Origin of the sequence: Nibrella saemangeumensis (assembly GCF_039541915.1) — a bacterium.
In the GTDB taxonomy this organism is placed as follows: domain Bacteria; phylum Bacteroidota; class Bacteroidia; order Cytophagales; family Spirosomataceae; genus Nibrella; species Nibrella saemangeumensis.
Window position 1 is genome coordinate 144,094 of the sequence record NZ_BAABHD010000002.1, and the last position, 26,291, is coordinate 170,384.

17 protein-coding genes are annotated in these 26,291 nt (G+C 52.8%); 5 read left to right on the forward strand and 12 right to left on the reverse strand.

The features are described from left to right. The 10 genes from prmA to glgX form a co-directional block, all read right to left on the reverse strand. Positions 1-828: a 50S ribosomal protein L11 methyltransferase gene (gene prmA / locus ABD949_RS01080; protein WP_345239766.1), complete on the reverse strand. Its 828-nt coding sequence runs from the start codon at positions 826-828 to the stop codon at positions 1-3. A 68-nt stretch (positions 829-896) separates the two neighbouring features. Beyond that, positions 897-1,139, reverse strand: a complete 243-nt coding sequence (gene atpC, locus ABD949_RS01085; protein WP_345239767.1) for an ATP synthase F1 subunit epsilon — start codon at positions 1,137-1,139, stop codon at positions 897-899. A 76-nt stretch (positions 1,140-1,215) separates the two neighbouring features. After that, a complete protein-coding gene (atpD, locus tag ABD949_RS01090) occupies positions 1,216-2,739 on the reverse strand; it encodes a F0F1 ATP synthase subunit beta (protein ID WP_345239768.1) in 1,524 nt (507 codons plus the stop codon). A 253-nt stretch (positions 2,740-2,992) separates the two neighbouring features. Further along, positions 2,993-3,808 carry a tellurite resistance TerB family protein gene (locus ABD949_RS01095; RefSeq protein ID WP_345239769.1) on the reverse strand — a complete coding sequence of 272 codons (816 nt, stop codon included), beginning with the start codon at positions 3,806-3,808 and terminating at the stop codon, positions 2,993-2,995. A gap of 59 nt (positions 3,809-3,867) precedes the next feature. Continuing rightward, positions 3,868-5,067 carry an SDR family NAD(P)-dependent oxidoreductase gene (locus tag ABD949_RS01100; protein ID WP_345239770.1) on the reverse strand — a complete coding sequence of 400 codons (1,200 nt, stop codon included), beginning with the start codon at positions 5,065-5,067 and terminating at the stop codon, positions 3,868-3,870. A gap of 49 nt (positions 5,068-5,116) precedes the next feature. Beyond that, positions 5,117-6,082, reverse strand: a complete 966-nt coding sequence (locus ABD949_RS01105) for a TIGR03885 family FMN-dependent LLM class oxidoreductase (RefSeq protein ID WP_345239771.1) — start codon at positions 6,080-6,082, stop codon at positions 5,117-5,119. Positions 6,083-6,179: 97 nt separating this feature from the next. Continuing rightward, positions 6,180-6,422: a hypothetical protein gene (locus ABD949_RS01110; RefSeq protein WP_345239772.1), complete on the reverse strand. Its 243-nt coding sequence runs from the start codon at positions 6,420-6,422 to the stop codon at positions 6,180-6,182. 235 nt (positions 6,423-6,657) lie between these two features. Continuing rightward, positions 6,658-10,890, reverse strand: coding sequence for a malto-oligosyltrehalose synthase (treY, locus tag ABD949_RS01115; RefSeq protein ID WP_345239773.1), 4,233 nt, complete (start codon positions 10,888-10,890; stop codon positions 6,658-6,660). Continuing rightward, positions 10,883-12,724 (reverse strand): malto-oligosyltrehalose trehalohydrolase, encoded by a 1,842-nt coding sequence (gene treZ, locus ABD949_RS01120; RefSeq protein WP_345239774.1) that lies wholly within the window; start codon positions 12,722-12,724, stop codon positions 10,883-10,885. The genes treY and treZ overlap by 8 nt, the downstream gene beginning before the upstream one ends. After that, positions 12,721-14,847: a glycogen debranching protein GlgX gene (gene glgX, locus ABD949_RS01125; protein ID WP_345239775.1), complete on the reverse strand. Its 2,127-nt coding sequence runs from the start codon at positions 14,845-14,847 to the stop codon at positions 12,721-12,723. The genes treZ and glgX overlap by 4 nt, the downstream gene beginning before the upstream one ends. A gap of 173 nt (positions 14,848-15,020) precedes the next feature. Between glgX and ABD949_RS01130 the strand changes: the two genes are divergently transcribed. Both ABD949_RS01130 and ABD949_RS01135 read left to right on the forward strand, forming a co-directional pair. Continuing rightward, positions 15,021-18,029 carry a tetratricopeptide repeat protein gene (locus ABD949_RS01130; protein WP_345239776.1) on the forward strand — a complete coding sequence of 1,003 codons (3,009 nt, stop codon included), beginning with the start codon at positions 15,021-15,023 and terminating at the stop codon, positions 18,027-18,029. Between the two features lie 72 nt (positions 18,030-18,101). Beyond that, a complete protein-coding gene (locus ABD949_RS01135) occupies positions 18,102-18,818 on the forward strand; it encodes an ABC transporter ATP-binding protein (RefSeq protein ID WP_345239777.1) in 717 nt (238 codons plus the stop codon). Positions 18,819-18,883: 65 nt separating this feature from the next. On the opposite strand, the gene ABD949_RS01140 is transcribed toward ABD949_RS01135, so the two are convergent. Beyond that, positions 18,884-19,270: a TraR/DksA family transcriptional regulator gene (locus tag ABD949_RS01140; protein ID WP_345239778.1), complete on the reverse strand. Its 387-nt coding sequence runs from the start codon at positions 19,268-19,270 to the stop codon at positions 18,884-18,886. Positions 19,271-19,617: 347 nt separating this feature from the next. Between ABD949_RS01140 and ABD949_RS01145 the strand changes: the two genes are divergently transcribed. The 3 genes from ABD949_RS01145 (at position 19,618) to nhaA (ending at position 23,054) form a co-directional block, all read left to right on the forward strand. Further along, positions 19,618-20,892 carry a Glu/Leu/Phe/Val family dehydrogenase gene (locus tag ABD949_RS01145; RefSeq protein ID WP_345239780.1) on the forward strand — a complete coding sequence of 425 codons (1,275 nt, stop codon included), beginning with the start codon at positions 19,618-19,620 and terminating at the stop codon, positions 20,890-20,892. Positions 20,893-21,059: 167 nt separating this feature from the next. Next, complete coding sequence (locus tag ABD949_RS01150; protein WP_345239782.1) at positions 21,060-21,719, forward strand: phosphatidylserine decarboxylase family protein; 660 nt, start codon at positions 21,060-21,062, stop codon at positions 21,717-21,719. A gap of 114 nt (positions 21,720-21,833) precedes the next feature. Next, on the forward strand, positions 21,834-23,054 hold the full coding sequence (gene nhaA, locus ABD949_RS01155) for a Na+/H+ antiporter NhaA (RefSeq protein WP_345239784.1): 1,221 nt from the start codon (positions 21,834-21,836) through the stop codon (positions 23,052-23,054). Positions 23,055-23,110: 56 nt separating this feature from the next. On the opposite strand, the gene gcvP is transcribed toward nhaA, so the two are convergent. After that, complete coding sequence (gene gcvP, locus ABD949_RS01160; RefSeq protein ID WP_345239786.1) at positions 23,111-26,005, reverse strand: aminomethyl-transferring glycine dehydrogenase; 2,895 nt, start codon at positions 26,003-26,005, stop codon at positions 23,111-23,113. Positions 26,006-26,291 lie beyond the last annotated feature (286 nt).

The window sequence follows — 26,291 nt, forward strand, 5'->3', positions numbered from 1 at the left end:
CTAGTTCGTAAAACGAAGGGAGGCCCACTGGTTGCGGACACGTTTGCCGCTGATAGTCAGACCTGCCTCGATTGCTTTTTGTTCGATGTCCGGACTATCGTTTTCGTAAAAACCACTCACCAGGAGGTCGCCACCCGTATTCAATAAACTGGCATAAGTTGGAATTTCGGCCAGCAGCACATTCCGGTTGATATTCGCCAGCACAATGTCGTACCGGCTGGCCGGGTCAACATCGGCAATGGTCCCCTGGAACACCGCAATCTTTGGACAACGGTTAAGTTCCGCATTTTCGCGGGCATTTTCAACTGCCCACTCTTCAATATCAAAAGCCAGCGCTTCGACGGCCCCGCGTTTAATCGCCATAATCGCCAGAATACCGGTACCGCTGCCCACATCCAGGACGGTTTTACCGGTATGGTCAATGGCCAGTTGGTGCTCCAGCATCATGGCCGTGGTTTCATGGTGACCGGTGCCGAACGACATTTTCGGATTAATCAGAATATCGTAGGCGTATCGCTCGTCGGGTTCGTGAAAAGAAGCCCGTACCCGTACCTGACCGGCTACCTCAATCGGCTGATAATTACGCTCCCACTCCTCATTCCAGTTCTGTTTCTCTAACGTACTAAATTGGTAGGCTATTGCGGTTTGCCCCGCGTATTTAGTCACTAATTCGTCCAGAGCAGCCGCGTCAAAATCAGATTCGGGGACGTAGGCGCTCAATCCCTCATCGGTTTCGACAAAAGACTCATAGCCAAGCTCGGCCAGTTCGGCCATCAGTATATCCGAGAATTCGGGAGAAACGGTTAGTTGGAGTTCGATATAATTCATGATCAAAGAAAACAAAAAGGACAAGCCTTCAAAAAGCCTGTCCTTGATAAAAAGATAGTAAACGTTTTTTACAGCACCGCTTCGGCCAGCACCAGTACGCGGTTGCGCAGCACTTCAACGACGCCACCATCTACCGTGATGACCTGCTGACCCGAACCGGTATTGATAGTTACCGGGCCGCGAGCCAGGGTACTTACCAGCGGAGCATGGTCGTTCAGCACCTGAAACTGACCTTCAATTCCCGGAAACGTCACCGACGTTGCTTCTCCGGAAAATACCTTACGGTCGGGGGTTATAATGTCGAGTTGCATGTTTTATTGAGTCTACAGTAGGCAGTGGACAATAGGCAGCCTAACTGAGAACTGCCTACTGCTTACTGCGAACTTATTACTGTCCTGCTTCCTTCAGCAGACGCTCGCCTTTGGCAATGGCGTCTTCGATGGTACCAACCAGGTTAAAAGCGGCCTCCGGCAGGTGGTCGTACTTACCCTCGATGATTTCGTTAAAGCCTTTGATGGTGTCTTCAATGGGTACGAGTACACCTTTCAGACCCGTAAATTGCTCAGCTACGTGGAAAGGCTGCGACAGGAATCGCTGAACCCGACGGGCACGAGCGACCACCAGCTTATCTTCCTCCGATAATTCTTCCATACCGAGGATGGCGATGATATCCTGAAGTTCTTTGTAACGCTGCAGAATCTCCTTCACGCGCTGCGCCGTGTCGTAATGCTCGTCGCCAACGATCTCGGCAGTCAGAATCCGTGAAGTTGAATCCAGCGGATCCACGGCCGGGTAGATACCCAACTCGGCAATCTTGCGGCTCAATACCGTGGTGGCATCAAGGTGAGCAAACGTTGTTGCCGGCGCAGGGTCAGTCAAGTCATCGGCCGGTACGTATACCGCCTGTACCGATGTGATTGAACCACGCTTGGTAGAGGTAATCCGCTCCTGCATGGCCCCCATCTCGGTGGCCAGCGTGGGCTGGTATCCTACGGCCGAAGGCATCCGGCCCAGAAGAGCCGATACCTCAGAACCGGCCTGGGTAAAGCGGAAGATATTATCGATAAAGAACAGAATGTCGCGGCCCTGTCCGGTACCGTCGCCATCGCGGAAGTGCTCGGCAATGGTCAGACCCGAAAGAGCTACGCGGGCGCGGGCTCCGGGAGGCTCGTTCATCTGACCGAAGATGAAGGTCGCCTGGCTTTCGGCCAATTCAGCCGGATCTACTTTCGATAAATCCCAGCCACCTTCTTCCATGGAGTGCTTAAATGCCTCACCGTACCGGATAATACCGGCTTCGATCATTTCGCGCAGCAGGTCATTTCCTTCGCGGGTACGCTCACCCACCCCGGCAAATACCGACAAACCGGCATATGCCTTGGCAATATTATTAATCAGTTCCTGAATAAGTACAGTCTTACCTACACCAGCACCACCGAAGAGACCGATTTTACCACCTTTGGCGTACGGTTCCAGCAGGTCAATCACTTTGATACCGGTAAAAAGTACCTCGGTAGAGGTAGCCAGGTCTTCGAACTTAGGCGCTGCGCGGTGAATTGGCAGACCGCCCGTACTTTTTGGCTGGGGAATACCGTCAATGGCTTCACCTACTACGTTGAATAGACGGCCTTTGATGCCTTCGCCCGTCGGCATGGTGATTTGTCCACCCAGGTGGATGACATCCATACCCCGCTGCAAACCGTCAGTCGAGTCCATGGCGATGGTCCGAACCCGGTCTTCGCCGAGGTGCTGCTGGGTTTCCAATATTACTTTTTGGCCATTGGTTTTGGTGACCTCCAGCGCGTCGAGAATCGCCGGTAGCCGCGACCCTTCGCCCTCAAAGCTCACGTCAACAACCGGACCGATTACCTGGGTAACCTTTCCCTTATTTGTTGCTGTTGCAGTTATCATTGCGTATTGAAGTAGGTATAAAAGAAGTTGCCTCTTAATTCGGCATGCAAAATTAGGAGAAAATTAGCGTAAAGCCAAGACTGATTTTTATCTAATTAGGAGACTACTAAAGCAGAATTCTTTTTAAAACTAGGTTTTTAACGCTAAAAGCCTGTCCTGGGCGACTCGCCAACGATTTGTACAAAAAAGGGATTTTGCCGCCGGGCAATTTAAGCGCCGGCGGCAAAATCCCAATCATATTGTATCCTGTTTATTACCAGCCAAATCCTCCCCGTCGACGGCCACCACCCAGTATACCACCCAATAAACTGCCCAATCCGCCTGAACGCATACTCCCATACCTCGGCCTTCCATTCAATCCGCCCAATATTGAAATTAATGAACCCATACCACCGCCACTCCGGCGCATACCGCCACCGCCCATCATGCCACCGCCTAACAAGCTGCCCAACAGTCCACCGCCCACCATACTGCCCATACCACCCATCATGCCCCCTCTGCGCCGACCACCCCGCATCATACCGGCAATCACCATAGGTGCCAGAATGCCCAGCATGCCCTGCACCATCTGTGGCGAAATATTAACATTTTTAAACATATCACCAAAACCGCTCTTGTTTAGAAACGACTGTGAGGTAGGGTCCTCACCCCGTTGCTGCGCTTCGCCAGCTTTGTCGACAAACTGATCCAATATACTAAACTGCTCCTGGGTTACCCCCAGGTAAGCCGCCATATCTTTGATCCGCTCCTGCTCATCCGGTGAATACTCACCGTCGGCTTTCGCAAAACTCATAATATCGGTAATGAATGAAAAGCGAAGCTGACTGCCTTTCAGGGTGTCCAGACAGCGCTGAAGGCTTATTGTGGAAGGATTGTTGGCAATTTGCACAACCTCTTCCCGCATGTTTTCGGGCAACTCGGCTGCTTCGCCCATCAGACGCAAAAACTCCAGCTCTTCGGGCGACACGTTACCATCAGCAGAAGCCATTGTCGCCAATGCGCCGAAATAAGCACCCCGTTCTTCTAAGGTATAGTCCTTCAATAAAGTTTGTTGCTGCTCCTGCTCCATTTTATGTTTGGTTGAGTTTAAAGAGGCAGGGCAGCTAGTCTGGCTGCCCTGCCTTTGTTTTAGCTCAGTGCGTTTGCTACTGCATCTTTAACATTGGACCAGGCGTCTTTGGTACCGTGCTTTGTACTTGACCAGGTGTCCTGTGCCTTTTCCTTCGACCAGTTATCTTTTGCTTTATGTTTGCTGCTGGCCCAGGTATCCTGTGCATCGTCTTTGGTAGCAGACCACGTATCGGCAACCTTGTGTTTGGTATCCGACCAGGCATCGCTTACTTTATCCTTAGCCGAAGCAAACGCGTTCTTCGTTTTGTACTTGGCTTTAGCGAATTTATACCGATACCGCGCTCTATCATAAGCACTGGCGTTGTTATAGACCGCTATAGCCGCAATACCAACAAGAATAGCGGCAGCCGCTCCAATGCCCCATGCCAGACTTGATTTTTTCGATGAACCATCCAGTTCCTCGTCCTTCGGCTCCATGTTTTTGCGCATCATACCCGCGAGAGCTTCTTCGGGAAGAAGGTGGGCCATCACTTCGTATGACTTATTGCCCAGACCACCCGGAATGACTTTAGACTCACCCTTCATCAACGCCTTGTAAGCGTCTTTGGCAACCATAGCGGGATCATCCAGATTCTCGGTGACCTTTGTATTCTCCGCGCCGGCTTTATTAAAGAAGTCGGTGTCGGTAGCGTTGGGCAGCAGCGCCGTAATGGTTACGTTGGTGTCCTTCAACTCATTTACCAGCGACTGGCTAAAGTTGTACACGTATGCTTTGGTACCGGCATAGACGGCCATCAGGGGCGACGGCATGATGGACAGCAAAGACGCCACGTTCAGAATACGGCCTTCGTTGCGGATCACCATATCTCTCAGGAAGAGCTTGGTCAGGTGTGTCAGCGTCACCGTATTCAGGTGAATCATGGCGCTTTCTTGTTCCCAGTTTGTCTCCGTGGCAAACATGCCGTGCAAACCGACACCGGCATCATTAACCAGCACATTGACGGTCAGGTTCTGCTCATTTATCTCATCGTAGAGTTCCTGCGCTGCGTTCTCTTTCGACAAATCTTTGTCGATGACCGTTACCTGCTGAACCCCGTGTGATTGTTTCAATTCATCAGCAAACTGCTGCATATTGTCTTCACTCCGGGCGACCAGAATCAGATTATAGCCGTCCTGCGCGAATAGCTTAGTCAGCTCACGGCCAATGCCACTGGAGGCACCCGTTATCAAGGCTGTTTTTTCTGTTTCAGTATTCATATCGTTGATTAGTTGATTCCTATGCTAAACTGTCAGAATGGATTGATGTTTATTTTGTTAGCAGCGCGGGCAGCACCCGTTCGCCGAAGACGTCAATGAACCGCTCCTGCTCCAGATTGACGTTGTGCAGGTAAAGCTGCCCAAAACCCATATCCAGGTAAGTCTGCAGCCAGGCAAGATGCCGGGCCGGGTCCGACGAAATATTGACCAGATTGGTAATCTCCTCCGGTTTCACCATTTGACCAATGGCTTCAAACTGCTCCGGCATCCTTAATTCGGTCAGGGCATTGTTCGGAAAAACATTGGAGCGCCACTGCTCATGAGCACCCTGTAGCGCAATTTCCTCAGAATCGGCGTACGAAAGCTGCACTTTCAGATTCATGGGTTTGCCTTCACCCCCACCGCGCCGGAAGGCATCGACCACCTCCTGTAGCTTTTCTTTAGGCTGGGAAATAGTCAGCAGCCCATCGGCCCAGCTCCCTACCCATTCGGCAGTTTTGGCCGTAACGGCCGCGCCAAATATCATGGGCTTTACAGTCGGCCGGGTAAACAGGATAGCCTCCTCCACCGTTACAAGACCTTTATGAGTAACCGTTTCGCCGTTCCACAAAGCCCGGATTACGTCTACGCATTCTTTCAACCGGGCGTTCCGGTCTGCTTTCGACGGCCATTTATCGCCGGTGATATGTTCATTCAGCGCCTGCCCGGAGCCCAGCGCAACCCAGAATCGTTCCGGAAACATTTCGGCCAGGGTGGCTGCCGCCTGGGCGATAATGGCCGGATGGTACCGTTGGCCGGGGGCGTTGACAACTCCAAAACTTAAGTTTGTTGCCTGCAGGGCTGCGCCCAGCCACGACCAGGCAAAGCCGCTTTCGCCCTGCGTGTTGCTCCAGGGATGAAAGTGGTCGGAGCAGGACCCGGCCGTAAAACCAGCCTGCTGGGCTCGCTGTACATTGGCTAATAATGTACTGGGTTTAAACTGTTCGTGCGAGGAGTGGTACCCGATTCTGATCATAACGAAGTTTATGTTGAGTGGAAAACAGAGAATCGGTAGCTATGAAGGTCTCCAGCTACCGATTCTATTCACTTAACTAACCGGATTATTCGTCCGCTTAGCGCTGGGAGTCACTTTGCTCCTTAGTACCTTCCTTAATGTATTCTTTGCGGGCAGTATCCAGTTCCGACTGCTCTTCGCGGACGTCCGAACTGTCACCTTCCTCTTTTGCTTCCTGAACATCTTTATATTCGTCCTGTACCTCTTCGGCTTTATTCTCGGTTTTGGAGTCGCAACTGAATTGGGCCATACTGCCCATGATTGTCAAAGCAAGAGCCAGTGTCCACTGTTTCGTTTTCATAGTATCTGTCGTTAAAATAAGTTAATGCTTACGTATACGGCAATAACCGCTCTATATGCCTGATGTTCAAAAAACATACCAATCTGGCTCCGACTCTACCAGTCGGAGCCAGATATTGGGAAGTATCCTGTAAAACGCCATGGAAGAGTTAGTAATTTCTGCCCTCGGAATGAGAAAGTGTCTATATACCGAGCGCCTGCGGTGCTTTTATTTTTGATTCTTTTTGTGGTTACCCTTAGCCCCGATTAAACATCTTGGTCATTTTCTTCAGCCACTTTTCTGCTTCCGGCGTTAACTGTCCCGGCTTTAGCCGCCACTGCCAGTTATTTTCGCCCGAACCGGGGGTATTGAGCCGGGCGGTTTCGTCCAGCCCCAGTACATCCTGGATGGGCAGCATGGCAATTCGGGCGACGGAGCCATAAATAAGCCGCGCCAATACCTGATGAACGTCTTTTTCCCGTACCGAACCGCCAACGTACTGCTCCAGCCGCTTGCGGTCGGCTTTGCCGGCGTCTTTCCGATACCAGCCCACGGTTGTGTTGTTGTCGTGCGTACCCGTATAGGCTACACAGTTAGTGGTGTTGTAGTTATGCGGGATATGCTCCGTTACCGGCAGGGAGTCGTTAAAGGCAAACTGCACCACCCGCATACCGGGCAGGTTAAATTCATCCCGCAACTGATATACCGGTTCATCAATATCACCCAAATCTTCGGCTACCAGTGACAAATGGCCGAGTTCTGCTTCCAGGATCTGGAAGAGCTCGGAACGTGGACCGCGTTTCCACTCCCCGTTGCGGGCGGTTTTCTCCCCGGCCGGCACATCCCAGAAGTCGGCAAAAGCGCGGAAATGGTCGAGTCGCAACAGGTCAAACAACTGCATATTTTTCCGGATGCGCTGTATCCACCAATCATAGCCGCGCTCTTTCAGCACATCCCATTTGAAGGTAGGCATACCCCAGAGCTGGCCGTCTTCGCTGAAGTAATCGGGTGGTACGCCCGCCACACCCGTCATTTTACCGTCTTCATCAACATTAAAAATATCGGGGTTCGACCATACATCAACGGAGTCGTAGCTAATATAGAACGGCAGATCACCAAAGAGCTGAACGCCATGGTTGTTGCAATACGCTTTGAACTCCCGCCAATGTTTAGCAAAGACAAACTGCAGCCATTTTATCCTGTGCAGATCCTCCGCATGATCGTCGGTAAATGCCCGAAGGGCTTCCGACTGCCGCTTTTTGTATTTATCCGGCCACTGAAACCACGGTTTTCCTTTATGCTGTTGCTTGAGAGCCAGGTAAATGGCAAAATCGTCGAGCCAGCTGGCCTCCTGCTCGCAGAACTGATCAAACGCCTGCTGCAGGGCGGGCGGTGCGCTTTTCACAAAGTTGGCATATGCTTTGTCAAAAATCTTCTCCTTCACCCGCTCGGCGGCTGCAAAATCTACTTTGTCGGATTGTGCCTGATGGTATTTCTTTACATCTCTGGCCTCTAGCAAGCCCTCCTCTACCAGAAGATCGGGACTTATCAGCAGCGTATTACCGGCTATGCTGCTGATGGCACTATAGGGAGAATGGCCCTGCGCCTGCTCAGTTACGTTGAGGGGCAGTAGCTGCCAGTATTTCTGACGGCTGCGGTAGAGAAAATCGGCAAACGTACGGGCCTCCGGCCCCATATCTCCAATACCAAATGGTGAAGGCAATGAGGTAATTGACAGCAAAATACCGGCCGCCCGATTGGTAACGGGCTGTTGCATTTTCAAAACGGCCAGCGGAAGTCGTTTGAAGATGTCTTTAACGGCAATGTCGTTGTCGTGTTTGTCTTTGGTCTTCAGCAGCAGGTGTTCCCACTCATCCGGCGCCTGTTGTGGAAGCACAATGCGGGTATCTTTCCAGTCAAAATCCTGCACATCGTCTTTCGACTTCCGGACCAGCTCTGCCAGATGGAGCGGTACAGCCACAATGTACCAGGTCTGCTGATGCTGCCGGGCAAACGCCAGCACATTGTCCTTGAATTTTCCTTCTACGGCCAGCGGTATATACTGTCCATTGGTAAACACCTCGGCCTGTTCCTTTCGCTCGTTTAGCAGCGTATGGACGAGCCAAAGCTTAATGCGGGCGTCGAAACGGTTTTTCCATAGCTCTTTTAACAAGGCACCGGGCTTCTCCTTACTCCTGGCTTCCAGTTCTTCCAGCCACTGCTCCCGCTGGCCGTAACTTACCGCCCGCCGATTGTCGGGGTCTACCAGGCTCAAATCCCACAGTTCGGTACCTTGATACACATCGGGTACGCCGGGGCAGGTAAATTTCAGTACCACCTGCGCCAGAGAGTTAACAACGCCAAAATCGACCACCTTTTGGTGGAGCTTCTGAAAGCTCTTCCAGAACGGGCCTTTATGGTCCAGCAGCCCAGCGGCAAAGTCTTTGGTTGCCTGCTCGTATGTTTCGTTGGGTGTGGTCCAGTTGGAGTGCTGTTTGGCTTCCCGCAGCGCTTTTTCCAGATACGCCTGTAACCGGTTTTTATAATCGTCTTCATCCTGATTTGGCATCCGGTAAGAGCCAATCAGAGTCTGGTAAATGAAATACTCATCGTTGATGTCAGGAGCACCGTCTTTCTTCAGGCCGGCATTGAGCCGCTGCCACTCCTGTACAGCTTCTATCCACTCATCGGCCAGGTCGGTCAGCACATTCAGGCGGGCGCGCACATCTTCACCCCGTTTGGTGTCGTGGGTGGCGGTAGCGTTGATGGAAAGCGGCCAGTTCTGCTGCCGCTCCTGCATTTTCCGGTGAAACTCTCCGGGAGAGACCCCAAAAGCTTCAAGGGAATCGCCTACCTCATTATGGCCGATGAAACGATTGTAAGTGTACATAAGGGTATCCTCTACACCTTTAGCCATAAGCGGTCCCGTAAACTGCATGCAACGCTGGTAGAAGCGTAGCGCATTACGATTGTACTCCTCATCGCCTTCGGCGGGTTTGCGAAGCAGTACGTTCTCCAGTAAAGCAACAGCCGCACCCAGCTCCGGTTTACGCTCCCGAACGCCATTCAACATCTCCTGCACAGCCGCAGCCTCTTCGGAGCCCAATGGGAAGCGGTTGCCATAATAGCGGTATACGGGACATTGAATCAGCAGTTCACCGATAGCCTCTTTTAATACCTCGGGCCTTATCTCACTAAGCGTTTGTTCTTCCGCCAGGTTTAACACCAGAAAAAGCTGATACAGGTTTTCGTGTTCCCCGCCCATATGCTCCTGAAGTATGTGGGCTTTCTTCTGGAATATCTGCTCCTGAATGGGCGTGGTGTCGCCAACCAGATTCTGGTAAAATCGGGTAAAGACCGCTTCGTTCTGCTTTTGGGTGAACAGATTATTGACAATGGACAGGAAATCATACCCGGTATTGCCCTGAATAGGCCAGTTTTTCGGAATATCCTCGCCCGGCTCCAGAATTTTCTCCACTATAATATAGGTTTCATCGCCGGTCATCTCGCGCAGGTTCTCCAGGTAGCCAGTGGGGTCGAACAGGCCGTCGATATGGTCAATGCGCAGGCCCTGAAATATGCCCTGCTCCACCATGGATTTTATCAGGACGTGGTAATGATCAAAAACGTCTTTGTCCTGAATGTTCAGGCAAATCAGGCTGTTGACGGTAAAGAAGCGCCGGTAATTGATCTGCTTATCGGTTTCGCCGTAGTAGCAGAGACGGTAGATCTGCTCATCGGAAATCTGCTTCAGCCGCTCCTTATCCTCGTTTACGGCTTTCAGGCAAGCGTCAACTGACGATTTTACTACCTCATTTTTCATCAGCGAACCCAATTGCTGCCGCAACTCCTCCCAGCGGGTGGCGTAAGCTTTGGGCTCAGCAATATCATGTAAGTCTTTAATCTGGTCGATCAACTGCTGAAGGGCATCAGCGGGTTGTTCGGTGCCAGACTTAAGGATGGTCGCGTAAGACCGCAGGTGTAGCGGATAGTCTGTATCGTAATACCGGAACCAGAACCGGTTGTCCTCATACACAATCGCCAACTCACCTCTGTCGAGGACTTCTTCCAGCGAAGCCCCCAGAAAGGGCACCATAATGCGCCCCCGGTAGAGTTTACCCGTCCAGGCGACATCAAAGAAGGCCGCATATTCAGAAATCTGCCCTTTTTCGAGTACATCAATCAGCCAGGGGTTATCGGGGTGGAACGCCATGTGGTTCGGCACAATGTCCTGCAGCCAGCCGATGCCCCGGTCTTTCAGGCTTTGACTTACTTCCTGAAGTTGTTTTTTGGTTCCGATACCCGGGTTAGCCCGGTGGGGGTTTACGCCATCGTAACCGTGTGTACTGTCGGCGGGGGCTTCAAAGATAGGTGAGGCATAGACAGTACCAACCCCCAGCTTCTGGAGGTACGGAATAATGCGGTCTAAATCGTCGAATGTGAACTCACCATGAAACTGTAATCGGTAGGTAGCAACGGGATTATACATGGCTGGTATAGAGTAAGAAAGATTCCGGCTGTAAGGTAAGGGTTGATGGGCTCGAAACAAATTCAGGCGCTAAGAATCCATTACCCCACTGTGAATCAGCCGAATCCAGTATTTTTTTCCATTGTCCGCTGTGGCGGTCAAGGCTTACAGCCTGTTGTTCTTTAGCGAAATTCATTAAGGCCAGGATATGCTGCTCGTTATACCAGCGGTGCAGGATCAACGTCTGCCGGCTTTCGTCGGCTTCTGCTTCTACATACCGGCGGTTCAGATGCCGCAGAGCCGGGTGCAGCTTACGGAGTGCTATAAGCGTCCGGTAATAGTTGAACAGCTTCTGATGTGGCCCCTGCTCCACCAACTGCCATTGTAGTTTCGACTGCTGAAAGGTCTCCTCCTGCGTTGGGTCGGGTGCTTCCCCTTCCAGGTGGAAATAAGCAAATTCAGCCTTACGCCCTTTACGCACCGCTTCAGCTAAGTCGGGGTCGGTGTGGCTCACAAAGTACAGAAACGGGTTTAGCTCACTATACTCCTCGCCCATAAACAGCATTGGCAGATACGGACTGACCAGCACCGCACCGGCAACCAGCTTCTGCATCTCAAAGCTGACCAGTTGCCCAAGACGCTCACCCATCATGCGGTTACCGACCTGGTCATGGTTCTGCGTAAACACCACAAACTGCTGACCGGGATTCTTTTCAGCCTTAATACCAAACCGTTTATTCCGGTGTGGTGAATACTGCCCATCGTACACATACGCATCCCGATACGCTTTGGCCAGGTGACTGATACCGGTAAAATCGGAGTAGTAGCCGCTCTGATCGCCGGTGGCCGTTACCCGGAGTGCGTGGTGAAACTCGTCGATCCATTGCGCATCCATGCCGTAGCCCTGCTCTTCCAGCGGGTTGATAAACCGGGTATCGTTCAGGTCCAGCTCCACAATGAGGTAATGCTGCCGCCCCGTTTCCGCCATCAGTTGATCAACGTGCTGCTTGATCTCCCGAAGGATATGCGTAGGGCTAAAATCCTTTATAGCGTGAACGGCATCCAGCCGCAGCGCATCAATGTGAAAATCCCGGAACCACATCAGCGCATTTTCAATAAAATATCGCCGGACGCCATCGCACCAGGCATCTTCGAAATTGATAGCCCGGCCCCAGGGTGTAATGTATTTGGTTGTAAAATAGGGCGCAAAGTCACTGAAGTAGTTGCCCTCCGGCCCCATATGATTGTACACTACGTCGAGCACAACGGCAATGCCCTTTTCGTGACAGGCGTTAACGAGGTGCTGCAGGCCCCGTGCCCCGCCATAGGAGTGCTGCACCGCATTAGGGTAAACGCCATCGTAACCCCAGTTGCGGGAGCCGGGAAACTGCGCTACAGGCATTATTTCGATGGCGTTGACGCCCAACTCCTTCAGGTAGTCCAGCTTCCCTTCGATGGCAGCAAAGGTACCTTCCGGCGTAAAGGTGCCGGTATGAAGTTCGTACATGACGTACTGATCGAGCGGCAGGTTATTCCACGACTGGTCTGTCCACCGAAAATCCTGCAGGTCGATGGCCTGAGAGGCCCCATGAACGCCCTCCGGCTGAGCCAGCGAAGTTGGGTCCGGACGCTCCGTTTCGCCGTTTAAAAGAAATTTATAGAAGTCACCGGGTTGAAGTTCATCCGTTGTTAGTGACCAGTAGCCGTACTCCGTTTTGGTCAGCGGCAGGCGTTTATCATTCTTCAGCAACCGAATTTCTACGGTTTCTGACGGCGGTGACCATAACAGGACCTCTGCCTTTCCTTCCCGAAATGTAACCCCTAACGAACGTTGATCGGTAAAGACTGAATTCATACTAATGGTTGTTTGAGCAGTACTACCGAGCGCCCTTCTACTTCGATGGTGTCGCCGGCTTCATAAAACGTGCTTTCGTCGGCTACCTTGTTTTCACTGGTATCCAGCACCTCAACCCACTGATTGCCCCACCGTTCGGGGGGTAACCGGAACGTAAGAGGCTCATGGTGCGCGTTGAAAATAATGTAAAAGCTATCGTCCAGAATCTTTTCCCCCTTCGGCCCGACGGAGCGGATACCCCGCCCGTTCAGAAAAACCCCTAAGGATTTAGCGTAATCATGTCGCCAGTTTTCTTCGCTCATCTCGGTACCATCCGGCTGAAACCAGGCAATATCCTCCAGACCAACACCTTTGATCGGCTGCCCTTTAAACCACCGGCGCCGACGAAACGTAGGGTGCTTGGTCCGCAGCCGGATCAATTTTCGGGTAAACTCCAGGAGGGTTTTGTCGGCATTCTCCCAGTCGAGCCAGGAGATTTCGTTATCCTGACAGTAAGCGTTGTTGTTGCCGTGCTGCGTCCGGCCAAACTCGTCGCCGGCTACCAGCATGGGTACCCCCTGGGAGAGAAACAGCGTGGTCAGGAAGTTCCGCTTCTGGCGGTCGCGCAGTTCGTTTATCGCCTTACTTTTAGTTGGCCCCTCCACCCCGCAGTTCCAGGAGCGGTTATGGTTGTCGCCGTCCATGTTGTTCTCCCCATTGGCCATATTGTGCTTTTCGTTGTATGACACCAGGTCGTACAGCGTAAAGCCATCGTGGGCTGTTACAAAGTTGACGCTGGCAGTGGGTCGGCGGTAGTCGTCGCGGTACAGGTCGGAACTGCCCGTAAAGCGCTCGGCAAACTCGGCCAGCATGCTGTCAGCTCCGCGCCAGTAGTCCCGGATGCAGTCGCGGTATTTGCCGTTCCACTCGGCCCAGCCGGGCGGAAACTTGCCCACTAGATAGCCCCCTTCGCCAATATCCCAGGGTTCGGCAATCAGTTTCACCTGCGAAATGACCGGGTCCTGGTGAATAATATCGAAGAACGAGCCCAGCCGATCTACTGCGTGCAGCTCCCGCGCCAGCGTAGCCGCCAGATCGAAGCGGAAGCCGTCGACATGCATTTCCAGTATCCAGTACCGCAGGCTGTCCATGATGAGCCGGAGCACGTTGGGCTGCATGGCGTTCAGGGTATTGCCGGTACCGGTGTAATCCATGTAATAGCGTCCATCGCCGGCCAGGCGGTAATACGACGCATTATCAATACCCCGGAACGAAAGCGTAGGGCCCAGGTGGCTGCCTTCGCCGGTATGGTTGTATACCACGTCCATAATAACTTCAATACCCGCCTTGTGCAGTTCTCTCACCATCGTTTTAAACTCGGTGACCTGACCGCCCAGCGTGCCGCTGCCGGAATAACGCACATCGGGCGCGAAGTAGCCGATGGTATTATAGCCCCAGTAATTGGTTAAACCGCACTCTTTCAGATGCCGGTCGGCCACGAAATGGTGTACCGGCATCAGCTCCAGGGCCGTAATGCCTAATTCTTTAAGATAGCTGATGGTTACCGGATGTGCCAGCGCTGCATAGGTGCCGCGAATCTCCTCCGGTATATCCGGGCATAGCTTCGTGAAGCCTTTCACGTGTGCTTCGTAAATAATCGTTTTGTGGTAGGAGATTTTCGGGGGCTTGTCGCCATCCCAGTCAAACGCGGAGTCGACCACCACCGACCGCGGTATGTATGGTGCACTATCCGTACCGCTGAAGCTCAGGTCTTCATCCGGATGGCCCAATTCGTAGCCGAACAGTGCATCGTGCCAGTCGATTGTCCCCGAAATTGCTTTAGCGTAGGGGTCGATCAGCAGTTTATTCGGGTTATAGCGATGGCCGTTACCCGGCTCGTATGGCCCGTATACCCGATACCCATACAGTTGGCCAGGCTCCAGACCAGGTACATAGACATGCCATACATGATGGGACCGCTCACTGATTCTTATTTTAACGGATTCGGTATCATCTTCTCTGGTCTGAAACAGGCATAAATCGACCCCATAGGCGTTATCGGCATAGAGCGCAAAGTTTACGCCTTCGCCATCCCAGGTAGCGCCCAACGGAAAAGGACTTCCCGGATAAACCTCAATGTTCATATTGAAAGAGAATTAGTTAGTGTTCAGGAATGTTTTCCATTAGTGAAGGAATTCGGAAACGGTCCGTTCATATAACTGAAAACTCCGGCGGACTTCTAAAAATTTACCTGACTACCCGAACGCACTAACCGGCGGTTGCCTGCGTTCCTTATCGTAAGCGCATCCAATACTTTATGACATCGCTTTTTTTCTGGAAAAACTGGAACCGGGCCTACCGGATAACATACCTGCTCAGTGCAGGCCTTTTTTTGCTGAGTTTACTCGTGTTTATAACCGCCTGGTGGCGGGGGCTGGCCAATGTGGTGCACTGGGATGTGCTGAGTGAACTGATTGAGTTACCCGCTCCGCTGCATGCCTTTACCGATGGTATGCTCGACTACGCAGCCGAGGGCAAAGCCTATGCCGTTACCGAACAGTTTGTGGCGTCGGCCATGCAGGTACACCCCTGGATGGCCACGGTGCTGATGCTGGGTATGGGAGTCGCCTTCGCCCTGATCATGAGTTCCATTTCGCAGCTCAGCCGGATTTATTATCTGGTCGCCATGACGTTCTTCATCGGAGCGTTATCCATGTTCCGCTGGGAAATGATGGGTATGCCCAGCTTTAACGGCCGCTCGCTCTTTATCGGGCTGGCCTTTGTGTTTGGGCTGACGAGCTACTACTTTCATGCCTTCCGGCCAGACATCAGTTTCCCCCGCCGGCTGACCATCTTTCTGATGCTGATTGCCCTGGTGGTGTTTGGTATTGGCTTTCTGGCAGAAGTGACCCTGCCGGCCATGACCGTGGTCAGTTACGGTATGCCGGTGCTGCTGGTGCTGAGCGTCGGGTTTATCTTCGTGATCTCGTTTGAAATTGTAGCCGGTATGGTCTGGCTGACCTCGGCTGGGCGAACCAATGCCCGGGGTGTCGCCGGACGACCGCTGGGTTTTGGTAACTTCATTTTTATCAGCCTGCTGTACCTGGTGAACCTGCTGCTGGTCTGGCTGAAGAACACCAAGGCTATTGACTGGGAGCTACTGGCCATCAGCCCGTTTGTGCTATACCTGGTGTCGGTGGTACTGGGCATCTGGGGCTTCCGGCGGCTCAACGAACAGCAGGAACAGTTGCCATTTCAGGATGCAGGCGCTTATTTGTACACCGGGCTGGCCCTGCTTACCACGCTGACCATGAGCTATGCCTTCGCCACGGCCAACGACCCGCTGGTGGAGATGTTCGAAGACGCCATAGTGTATTCGCATCTGGTGATGGGCGTGCTGTTTGTAGGCTACATTCTGCTTAACTTTCTGCCGCTATACCGCCAGGGACTACCCGTGTACCGGGTAATGTACAAACCCCAACGGATTGAGCTGAGCCTGGTCCGGCTGGCGGGGGTGATCGCCATTGCTGCTCTCTTGTCTACCGAAGGGTTTTTCCCATTCCGGCAGGGCATTACCGGTTATTATAATGGCCTGGGTGATTTATACACCGCTACGGGTGAAACCACGTCGGCAGGTACGTATTATCAGCTGGCCCTGAAGCAGGAATTCCAGAACCATAAATCAAACTACGCGCTGGCCTCTCTGGCCCTGGCGCAGGACGAGAAAACCACAGCGGCTTACTACTTTCAGCAGGCCCTGCTCAAGCAGCCCAGCCCGGAAGCGTATGCCGGTCTGAGCCATGTCTATTTTCAGAACAACTTATTTTTTGAAGCCGTAAAGCACCTGCAGCAGGGCATCCGGACATTTCCGAAAAGCGGAGAGTTGCAGAATAACCTGGGTTACCTCTACGCCCGAACCAGCGTAGCCGATTCGGCCTACTACTTTCTGCAATCGGCAACCGGCAATACCCCCCGGTCGGAGATACCTGAAGCAAACCTGCTGGCCTTATGGGCGCGTAACCCACGAGTGCTTTCGGCCGACTCCCTGCTGAGCGAGTTAAAAGATCATACCTATGAATCATACCAGGCCAATGCCCTGGCACTGCGCCTGATCGCCGGAACCGATACGACGCAGCCCGAGCGACCGGCCTGGCTGGAAACCGATAAGAAAAAAGACGGTTTAAGCGTCGGTCGGTTTGCTAGTATCTATAACTATACCCTGAAAGCAACCCGGCCGGATACCACCACGACTAACCTGTTACGACGGCTGTCGCAGGAGCCCGTCAACCAGGATTTCACCGACGACCTGCTGCTGGCCCGCGCGGTAGCCGAGTACCGCAGCCACCATCATCCGGTGGCCCTTGACCTGATGGGACAATTAGCGCAGGGAGATGCCCGTAATGGCTCCTTCTACCGCACGCTGTCGGGCCTGTGGCTGATGGAGCAGGGGCTGTACCAGCGAGCAGCCGAACACTTCGAACTGAATCCGGATACACTGTCGGCCTATTACCGGGCTCTTGCCCTGACTAAAGCAGGTGATGTTGTGGCGGCCCGGTCACTTTGGGAAATTGCCTCTACCAATGACGCCGGAGTTGCTTCACTGAAGCAGGCGCTATACGACATCAAACGGCCGGAAACCGATTTAGAGAAAGCATTTTACGTAGCGTACCGACCCGACGCAGCCGACCGGGAATCTACCCTCGCGACCATTCAGGATGCTACCCTGCGGACCATAGCCGGCAGTGCTATTGTCACCGATTACCTGCAACGGGACCTGCGTTCTGCCGCCGAACAGCTCTTCCGCCAGTTACCCCCCGAAAACCAACTGCGGCCTTTTGCTGCTTCCCTCCGGACGATCACTGCCCTGCGGCTGGCCGTTGCCAGGGGCGATGTGAATACCGCACTAACGCTGGCGAATCGCCCGGTTATACCCCGTCACCTGGCTGAGCAGGCCTTCCTGAAGGCCCAGACGTACGAACGCAACCGGCAAACAGCTCAGGCCAGACAAGCCTACGGGCAGGCGCTGAATCTGGCTCCGCTGGATGCCCCTGCTGTAGCCGCCATGGCCCGACTGATGCAGCAGCAGCGACAAAGCAAACAGGGCTACCAACTGGTGCTGAATGCTCTACCGTACAATGAAGACCACCCGGCTTTGTTGAAAACGTATATTATGCTTTGTCTGGACCTGAGCTTACCTGATTATGCCGAAGATGCCTTAATGCGCCTGCAGGGGGCCACTTCGCCAACCGATTATCAGACGTTTTTGTCGGCTTATCAGGATAAACTGACGCTGCTTGAAAAAGAGCGGCAAAAGTTTTTACAATAGGTTAGCTTTGTTGCGGGCGTGCATTGGTCCGGCTAACCACCTACATTAATCATCAACTCCTGTAACCTAAACATGAACATTATCGAAACCACCGACATCTCCAAACGCTACGTAATGGGCAGTGAGGTTATTGAAGCCTTAAAGTCGATTTCGATTGCCGTGCACAAAGGAGAGTACGTCGCTTTTATGGGACCGTCCGGTTCGGGGAAGTCGACACTGATGAACATTATTGGCTGTCTGGATACCCCAACGGCCGGCCGCTACGTGCTGAACGGGCAGGATGTGAGTAATATGTCGGAGAACGAGCTGGCCGAAGTGCGTAACAAGGAGATTGGCTTCGTTTTTCAGACCTTCAACCTGCTACCCCGGCAGACCTCGCTGGAAAATGTAGCCTTACCCCTTATTTATGCCGGGTACAACAAAGCCGCCCGTACAGAAAAGGCCATGCTGGCCCTGAAGAATGTAGGCCTGGAAAACAGGGCCGGCCACAAGCCTAATGAACTGTCGGGTGGTCAGCGGCAGCGGGTAGCGGTGGCGCGGGCGCTGGTGAACGACCCCAGTATCCTGCTGGCCGATGAGCCGACGGGTAATCTGGACTCCAAGACTTCTTACGAGATCATGGACCTCTTCGACCAGATTCACAGCAAGGGTAATACCGTCATTATGGTGACGCACGAAGAGGATATTGCCCAGTACGCCCATCGCATTGTCCGGCTACGGGATGGCCTGATTGAAAGTGACATTGCCAATACCAACATTCGAAAGGCTCGGTTGCAGGCCGCTGAGTGAGGCAAGCATAAAAAAAGGTTTGCCCACTACGGGCAAACCAGTCATAAAGTCTTTCGTACAGTAAATTAATTGGCTTTTCGTAGCTTGGCTTCGATTGTTTGCTGGGTATGCGGTACAGCCCGCAGGCGCTCTTTCGGGATCAACTTTCCCGTGTCGATGCAAATCCCGTAGGTGCCGTTCTTGATACGGACCAGGGCAGCCTCTAATTGCAGAATAAACTTTTGCAGACGACCCGCCAACTGACTCAGGTTCTCACGTTCGCTGCTGTCGGCCCCGTCTTCCAGCAGTTTGGAGTTACCGGAGGTATTGTCCGTACCACTGTCGTTGCGCTTGCTCAGGGCTTCTTTGATGTAATTTAACTCGTTACGGGTGGCTTCCAGTTTTTGATTGATCAAAACCTCAAATTCCTTCAGCTCTTCTTCCGAGTATCTTTTTTTCTCTTCCATCAACATAGAGAACAGAGTTGGTTAAAGTGAAAGGCGGATGCTTAACTAACTAAAAAACAAAAGTACACAGGTTTAAAGTTCTTTTCAATTAATCCCGTGTGAAAGCTGGACCACAAAACACATTTTTAAAAATATTAGGGAACTGTCTATGTTGGTTTTCACCAATTTTTGTTTGGCAAAAACCAGCTAGTTGATTAAACTATTTCGAGAAAATCTGGAAGTCAGAATAATAAAAGCAGCTTTAAAAATAAGACAATATGTAGAAAAAATAGTTCTTTAGCTTTAGCGTTTTAGAATTGCTAGTTTTGCGATACACTTCATCGAACAGTAAAGAAAAGGACATAAACATGGGTATGGCATATATTGAACCAGCTCCAATAAAAGATAAGGAGAATCCGCTTGAATCGATGATGTCCCGCTTTGACGCAGCCGCCCGGCTGCTGGGCATCACCGAAGAAATGTATCATATTTTGAAGGTACCCGCCCGCCAGGTAATTGTTGGCTTGCCAATTACCATGGATAACGGCGAAATCAAAGTTTTTGAGGGCTACCGCGTTATCCACTCCAATATTTTAGGCCCCGCCAAAGGCGGTATTCGCTTCGATCCTGGTGTACACCTGGATGAGGTACGGGCGCTGGCGGCCTGGATGACCTGGAAATGCGCCGTTGTCGACATTCCGTACGGTGGCGCCAAAGGGGGTATTGCCTGTAACCCCCGCGAGATGTCGGTCGGCGAAATGGAGCGGCTGATGCGTCAGTACACCGTAGCGATGCTGGACGTTTTCGGCCCCGACAAGGATATTCCGGCTCCGGATATGGGTACCGGTCCCCGCGAAATGGCCTGGCTTATGGACGAGTACTCCAAATCGAAGGGGATGACCGTCAACAGCGTAGTAACGGGTAAACCGCTGGTGCTGGGTGGCTCACTGGGTCGTACCGAAGCAACCGGCCGGGGTGTTACCGTAGCGGCTCTGTCGGCAATGGATAAGCTCCGGATGAACCCGTACCGAACCACAGCGGCCATTCAGGGCTTCGGCAATGTAGGTATGCACGCAGCCGACCTGCTCCAGGAGCGGGGCGTTACCGTGCAGGCCGTCAGCGATATATCCGGCGGCTACTTCAACGACCGGGGTATTGATATTACAGCCGCTATGGCCTACCGGAATGCCAATAACGGTTCACTGGAAGGCTTTAGCGGTGCCGAGCGCATCTCAAACGAAGAGCTGCTGTCGCTGCCGGTGGATGTGCTGGTACCGGCGGCCAAAGAAGACGTGATCACGCAGGACAATGCGGCTTCTATTCAGGCCCGCATGATTATAGAAGGAGCTAACGGACCTACGTCGGCCAGCGCCGACGAAATCATCAACAGCAAAGGTATTCTGGTTGTACCCGATATTCTGGCCAATGCCGGTGGTGTTACCGTATCGTACTTCGAGTGGGTACAGAACCGCATCGGCTATAAGTGGAATCTGGACCGCATCAACCGCCGGGCCGACCGCATTATGAAAGATGCTTTTGACCGCGTGTTCGATACCTCCAAGAAATACCAGGTATCCATGCGACTGGCGGCTTACATCGTCGCTATCGACAAAGTTGCCAGTACATACAAGTACCGGGGCGGCTACTAATTTATTCATCATCAACAAACGTACCGGGAACCGCGTGGCGGTGACCGGCCACCGGGTTGGCGGCTGGAGTAGAGCGTATAAACAGATTTGGGGTGTTTCCGGTTTGTTTAGTACTTTTACCCGGTTCGACAACCCGTTTTTATTGTTTACAAACGTATACACAACATATGCACATCCATCGCGAAGGATACATTATCATTCTGATTACGGCCGTAGTATTGCTGGCTCTCAACGTTATCGGCTACCTGTACTGGTTTCCGAACACGGCCACAACAATCATGTCCATCGTGGTCAGTTTAATCGTTTTCGGCTTGATTGTGCAATTTTTCCGCGTACCGCACCGGACGCTGACCCGCCACGAGAAGCAGGTGATTGCGCCGGCCGACGGCACCGTAGTCGTTATCGAGGAGACGACCGAGGGCGAGTATTTCAAGAGCCCCCGCCGGCAGGTATCCATTTTCATGTCACCGCTGAATGTTCACGTCAACTTCAACCCGGTTAGTGGCACCGTTCGTTACTTTAAATACTTCCCTGGCAAGTATCTGGTTGCCTGGCACCCTAAATCCAGTACTGAAAACGAGCGTACAACCATCGTACTGCAACTGGCCAACGGTGTTGAGGTATTGCTCCGTCAGATCGCCGGCGCTGTGGCCCGGCGGATTGTCTGGTACGTGAAAGAAGGGCAGACGGTAGAGCAGGGCACTGAACTGGGCTTCATTAAATTTGGCTCCCGCATTGATGTGTTTCTGCCGCTGGATGCCGAGGTAAAAGTTAAAATCGGCGAGAAAACCAAAGGGGGCGTCACCGTCCTGGCCGACCTGGTGTAGTTGACGGGTTAAATGGTTTAAAAGTTAACTAGTTGTGTAGTTGAAAGGTGGCGACCTGTCAACCAACTAACTGATTAACTAGTTAACCAATTAACCACTTTCCAAACTACACCTATGGCTGTACGCAAACGACGTAGTAAAATCTTCAGTGAACTGCTGAAAAGCGGGCAGGCGGCCGGTATAATTTTAATTATTTGTACGGCTACCTCCCTTTTCCTGGCAAACTCTGTCTTCGCAGAACGATACCTGGCCATCTGGGAAACCAAGATAGGCTTTCGGGTAGGCACCTTTGATTTAACTGAATCGCTGTCTCACTGGATCAACGACGCCCTGATGGCTGTCTTTTTCCTGCTGGTGGGTCTGGAAATCAAACGGGAAATGAGGCTGGGCGAATTATCGAATCCCCGCAGCGCGCTCTTACCGTTAATGGCTGCCATAGGCGGCATGGCTCTGCCGGCCGGCCTGTACGCCTGGGCCAACTATGGCCTGCCTACCTCCGCAGGAACAGGTATTCCGATGGCGACCGATATCGCCTTTGCCCTGGGTATACTGTCGCTGTTAGGCTCACGGGCACCGTTTGGACTCAAAATCTTTCTGATGGCGCTGGCGGTAATCGATGATCTTGGGGCGATTGCTGTTATTGCTCTATTCTACTCCAAGTCATTTTCGCTGCCCTTTTTTCTGGCCGCCATGGCGGTGTTTGGTGTACTTATCTTCATGAACCGGATTCGGGTAAAGAGCTTTACGCCGTTTTTGTGGATGGGCTTGCTGCTATGGTTCTTTATGCTGGAATCGGGCGTTCACGCTACCGTTGCCGGGGTGTTGCTGGCGTTCACGGTGCCATTGGGCCGGGGGTATCAGCACTCCCCGCTGATCCGCCTGGAACACAAGCTCCACAAACCGGTTAACCTGTTCATTCTGCCGCTGTTTGCGCTGGCCAATACCGGCATCATTCTGGAATCGTCGTTTGTACAAAGCCTGACCACGCCCGATAGTCAGGGTATCCTGTTGGGTTTGCTGCTTGGCAAACCCGTAGGTGTTTTGCTGATGACGTGGCTGGCGGTTCAGTTCCGCATTGGCTCTCTGCCCGAATTTGTCGGCTGGCGGCACATTATTGGGGCTGGATTTTTGAGTGGCATTGGTTTTACCATGTCTATCTTCATTGCTATTCTGGCGTTTGATAATCCTGACTTTATCAAGAGCTCCAAAATAACGGTGCTGACGGCCTCGGCCATTGCCGGTATCATTGGCTATATAATTCTGCGGTTTACGCCATACGTCATGAACGAGGCTTCTGAGCCGCAACAGCCGGTATCAGTAGGCAGTGTGCAGTAGGCAGCCTTCGGGACACTTTTCTGCCTACTGCACACTGCCTACTACAAACTATAGACTTACAAACTCGTCGCTTCGCTATGTACGGCCTCCTCGTAAGCCTCCACCGGCACGCAGGAACAAACCAGATTCCGGTCGCCGTAGGCGTTGTCAATGCGGCTGACACTCGGCCAGAATTTGCGGGCTCTGACGTACGGCAGCGGAAATACCGCTTTCTCCCGGCTATACGGCCGGTTCCAGGTGTCCGAAAGGGCCACGGCTGCTGTATGCGGAGCATTCTTCAGCACGTTATTGGCTTTGTCGGCCTGCCCTTCTTCGATCTCACGGATTTCCTCCCGGATACTCAGTAGAGCCTCGCAGAACCGGTCAAGTTCTTCTTTAGACTCCGACTCGGTCGGTTCAATCATCATGGTACCGGCCACCGGGAAAGAGACTGTGGGAGCGTGGAAACCGTAGTCCATCAGCCGCTTGGCAATGTCTTCGACCTCAATGCCCGCCGACAGCTTGAACGGCCGGCAGTCGATAATCATCTCGTGGGCACAACGGCCATTGGTACCCGTATAAAGTACTTCGTAGTGGCCATCCAGCCGTGCCTTGATGTAATTGGCGTTCAAAATGGCTATTCGGGTGGCATTGGTCAGGCCCTCTGCTCCCATCATAGCAATGTAGGCATACGAAATCGTCAGAATACTGGCGCTACCATACGGAGCCGCCGATACTGCGTGAATCGCCTGTTCACTGCCAATCTCCACCACGGCATGACCGGGCAGGAACGGCACCAGATGAGCCGCTACGCCGATAGGGCCCATACCCGGACCGCCACCGCCATGCGGAATACAGAAAGTCTTGTGCAGGTTCAGGTGACAGACATCGGCCCCGATGGCCGCCGGGCTGGTCAGGCCAACCTGGGCGTTCATGTTGGCACCATCCATGTACACCTGTCCACCGTGCTGGTGAATAATGTCGCAAATCTCCTTAATACTCTCTTCAAACACGCCGTGCGTCGACGGATAGGTCACCATCAGACACGACAGGTCATTGCTGTACTGCTCGGCTTTGGTTTTCAGATCGGGAACGTCGATATTACCCCGCTCATCGCACTTCACAATCACCACCTTCATACCGGCCATGACGGCGCTGGCGGGGTTGGTGCCGTGCGCCGACGAGGGAATCAGCGACACGTTGCGGTGATGATCGCCCCGGCTCTCATGATAGGCCCGGATCACCATCAGGCCGGCATATTCGCCCTGAGCCCCGGAGTTCGGTTGCAGCGATACATCGGCAAAGCCGGTAATCTCGCTTAGCCAGGCACTCAGGTCTTTAAATAACTGCTGATAGCCTTCCGTCTGCTCTTTCGGCGCAAACGGGTGCAGCCGCCCAAACTCCGGCCACGTAACCGGTATCATCTCAGCGGTGGCGTTCAGCTTCATGGTGCAGCTCCCCAGTGGAATCATGGAATGCACCAGCGAGAGGTCTTTCTCCTCCAGCGACTTCAGGTACCGCAGCATCTCGTGCTCAGTATGGTGCTGGTTAAAGACCGGGTGCGTCATGTAGTCTGACGTCCGGAGCAAATCCTGCGGAACTTCCAGTTCCAGGTTGTGAATCAGAATGTCCAGATCGGCGCAGGAGACGCCGAAGATATCCATCAACTCAACAATATCATCGAGCGTTTTGGCTTCGTCGAACGACACGCCCACGCAATCCGTATCAAAATAACGCAGGTTGATCTGCGCGGCCCGTGCCGATTTCCGCAAGGCCGACGCATCACTTACCCGGACGGTGAGGGTATCAAAATAAGTCTTATTCAGGATCTCGACCCCGTTCAGTTCAAGTACCTTGGCAAACAGTCGGGTCAGCCCGTGGACGCGCCCGGCGATAGTCCGCAGACCTTGAGGTCCGTGGTACACCGCATAGCTGCCCGCCATCACCGCCAGCAGTACCTGGGCCGTGCAGATATTGGACGTTGCTTTTTCCCGGCGAATATGCTGCTCCCGCGTTTGCAGCGCCATCCGCAGCGCCGGCTTTCCTTCGGCATCTACCGAAACCCCGATAATCCGGCCCGGAATCTGCCGCTTAAAGGCATCGCGGGTGGCAAAGAAAGCCGCGTGCGGACCGCCGTAGCCCATAGGCACACCAAACCGCTGCGCCGAACCCACTACGACATCGGCTCCCATTTCGCCGGGAGGAGTCAGCAGCGTCAGGCTAAGCAGGTCGGCGGCTACGGCCACGTGGATACCCAGTTCGTGAGCGGCTGAGATCAGGTCGGTATAATTGAAAACCTCACCATTGGTAGCCGGGTACTGCAGCAATGCGCCAAAGATACCGGGGTTGGTCAGATCAACTGTGCGATGATCGCCAACCAGTACCTCGATACCCAGTGGTGTAGCGCGTGTCAGTACGACATCAATGGTTTGTGGGTGGCACAGTTCTGAGACAAAGAAAACGGCAGCGTTTTTCTTAGAAGCCGGGCGCATCGCGTACAGCACATGCATAGCCTCGGCCGCAGCCGTAGCCTCGTCCAGCAGCGACGCATTGGCCAGTTCCATACCCGTCAGATCCGAGACCACGGTCTGGAAATTCAGCAGCGCTTCCAGCCGTCCCTGCGCAATTTCAGCCTGATACGGTGTGTAGGCCGTGTACCATGCTGGATTTTCCAGTATATTGCGGAGAATCACATTCGGCGTCAGGGTATCGTAATATCCCATGCCGATGTAGGATTTAGCAACCTTGTTTTTCTGAGCCAGTTTCCTGAACCCGGCCAGGAACTGGTGTTCAGATTGAGGTGCCGGTAAGTTGAGCGATTGGTTGAGCCGGATAGCGGCCGGTACGGTCTGATCGATGAGTTCATCCACCGAGCCGGCGCCGATGGTTTGCAGCATGTCAGCAATCTGGGAAGCATCGGGTCCGTTGTGGCGGGTCTCAAATGCCTCCTGCGCGCGAAGGTCTAACTTCATTGATAAAGTGAATTCTTCTTAAGAAACACAAATTTACAAAAGTGCAGGGCAAAAGACATATTATCTCAGCAATCCTTGCCAAAATTATAGCTAGCTTACTAAGATCAACTTTTGCAGGCGGCACAAACTCAACCATTCGGAAAATTACTCCTTTGATAAACAAGCACTTACGACCACTAACACTAAGAACCTGTTTAAATTTTACGGCTAATGCGATAAATGTTCGCCAGATACACAAAGGATTCGGCCGATGAACAGTCACATTCATAATCTTTGCTGAGTCGGC

Excerpts from the sequence above, each read along its gene's own strand:
- ABD949_RS01095 (WP_345239769.1), bottom strand. The coding sequence starts at position 3,808 with ATGGAGCAGGAGCAGCAACAAACTTTATTGAAGGACTATACCTTAGAA.
- ABD949_RS01100 (WP_345239770.1), bottom strand. The coding sequence starts at position 5,067 with ATGAATACTGAAACAGAAAAAACAGCCTTGATAACGGGTGCCTCCAGT.
- ABD949_RS01135 (WP_345239777.1), top strand. The coding sequence starts at position 18,102 with ATGAACATTATCGAAACCACCGACATCTCCAAACGCTACGTAATGGGC.
- ABD949_RS01105 (WP_345239771.1), bottom strand. The coding sequence starts at position 6,082 with ATGATCAGAATCGGGTACCACTCCTCGCACGAACAGTTTAAACCCAGT.
- ABD949_RS01150 (WP_345239782.1), top strand. The coding sequence starts at position 21,060 with ATGCACATCCATCGCGAAGGATACATTATCATTCTGATTACGGCCGTA.
- ABD949_RS01110 (WP_345239772.1), bottom strand. The coding sequence starts at position 6,422 with ATGAAAACGAAACAGTGGACACTGGCTCTTGCTTTGACAATCATGGGC.
- atpC (WP_345239767.1), bottom strand. The coding sequence starts at position 1,139 with ATGCAACTCGACATTATAACCCCCGACCGTAAGGTATTTTCCGGAGAA.
- gcvP (WP_345239786.1), bottom strand. The coding sequence starts at position 26,005 with ATGAAGTTAGACCTTCGCGCGCAGGAGGCATTTGAGACCCGCCACAAC.
- treY (WP_345239773.1), bottom strand. The coding sequence starts at position 10,890 with ATGTATAATCCCGTTGCTACCTACCGATTACAGTTTCATGGTGAGTTC.
- ABD949_RS01130 (WP_345239776.1), top strand. The coding sequence starts at position 15,021 with ATGACATCGCTTTTTTTCTGGAAAAACTGGAACCGGGCCTACCGGATA.
- ABD949_RS01145 (WP_345239780.1), top strand. The coding sequence starts at position 19,618 with ATGGCATATATTGAACCAGCTCCAATAAAAGATAAGGAGAATCCGCTT.
- ABD949_RS01140 (WP_345239778.1), bottom strand. The coding sequence starts at position 19,270 with ATGTTGATGGAAGAGAAAAAAAGATACTCGGAAGAAGAGCTGAAGGAA.
- nhaA (WP_345239784.1), top strand. The coding sequence starts at position 21,834 with ATGGCTGTACGCAAACGACGTAGTAAAATCTTCAGTGAACTGCTGAAA.
- atpD (WP_345239768.1), bottom strand. The coding sequence starts at position 2,739 with ATGATAACTGCAACAGCAACAAATAAGGGAAAGGTTACCCAGGTAATC.
- prmA (WP_345239766.1), bottom strand. The coding sequence starts at position 828 with ATGAATTATATCGAACTCCAACTAACCGTTTCTCCCGAATTCTCGGAT.
- glgX (WP_345239775.1), bottom strand. The coding sequence starts at position 14,847 with ATGAACATTGAGGTTTATCCGGGAAGTCCTTTTCCGTTGGGCGCTACC.
- treZ (WP_345239774.1), bottom strand. The coding sequence starts at position 12,724 with ATGAATTCAGTCTTTACCGATCAACGTTCGTTAGGGGTTACATTTCGG.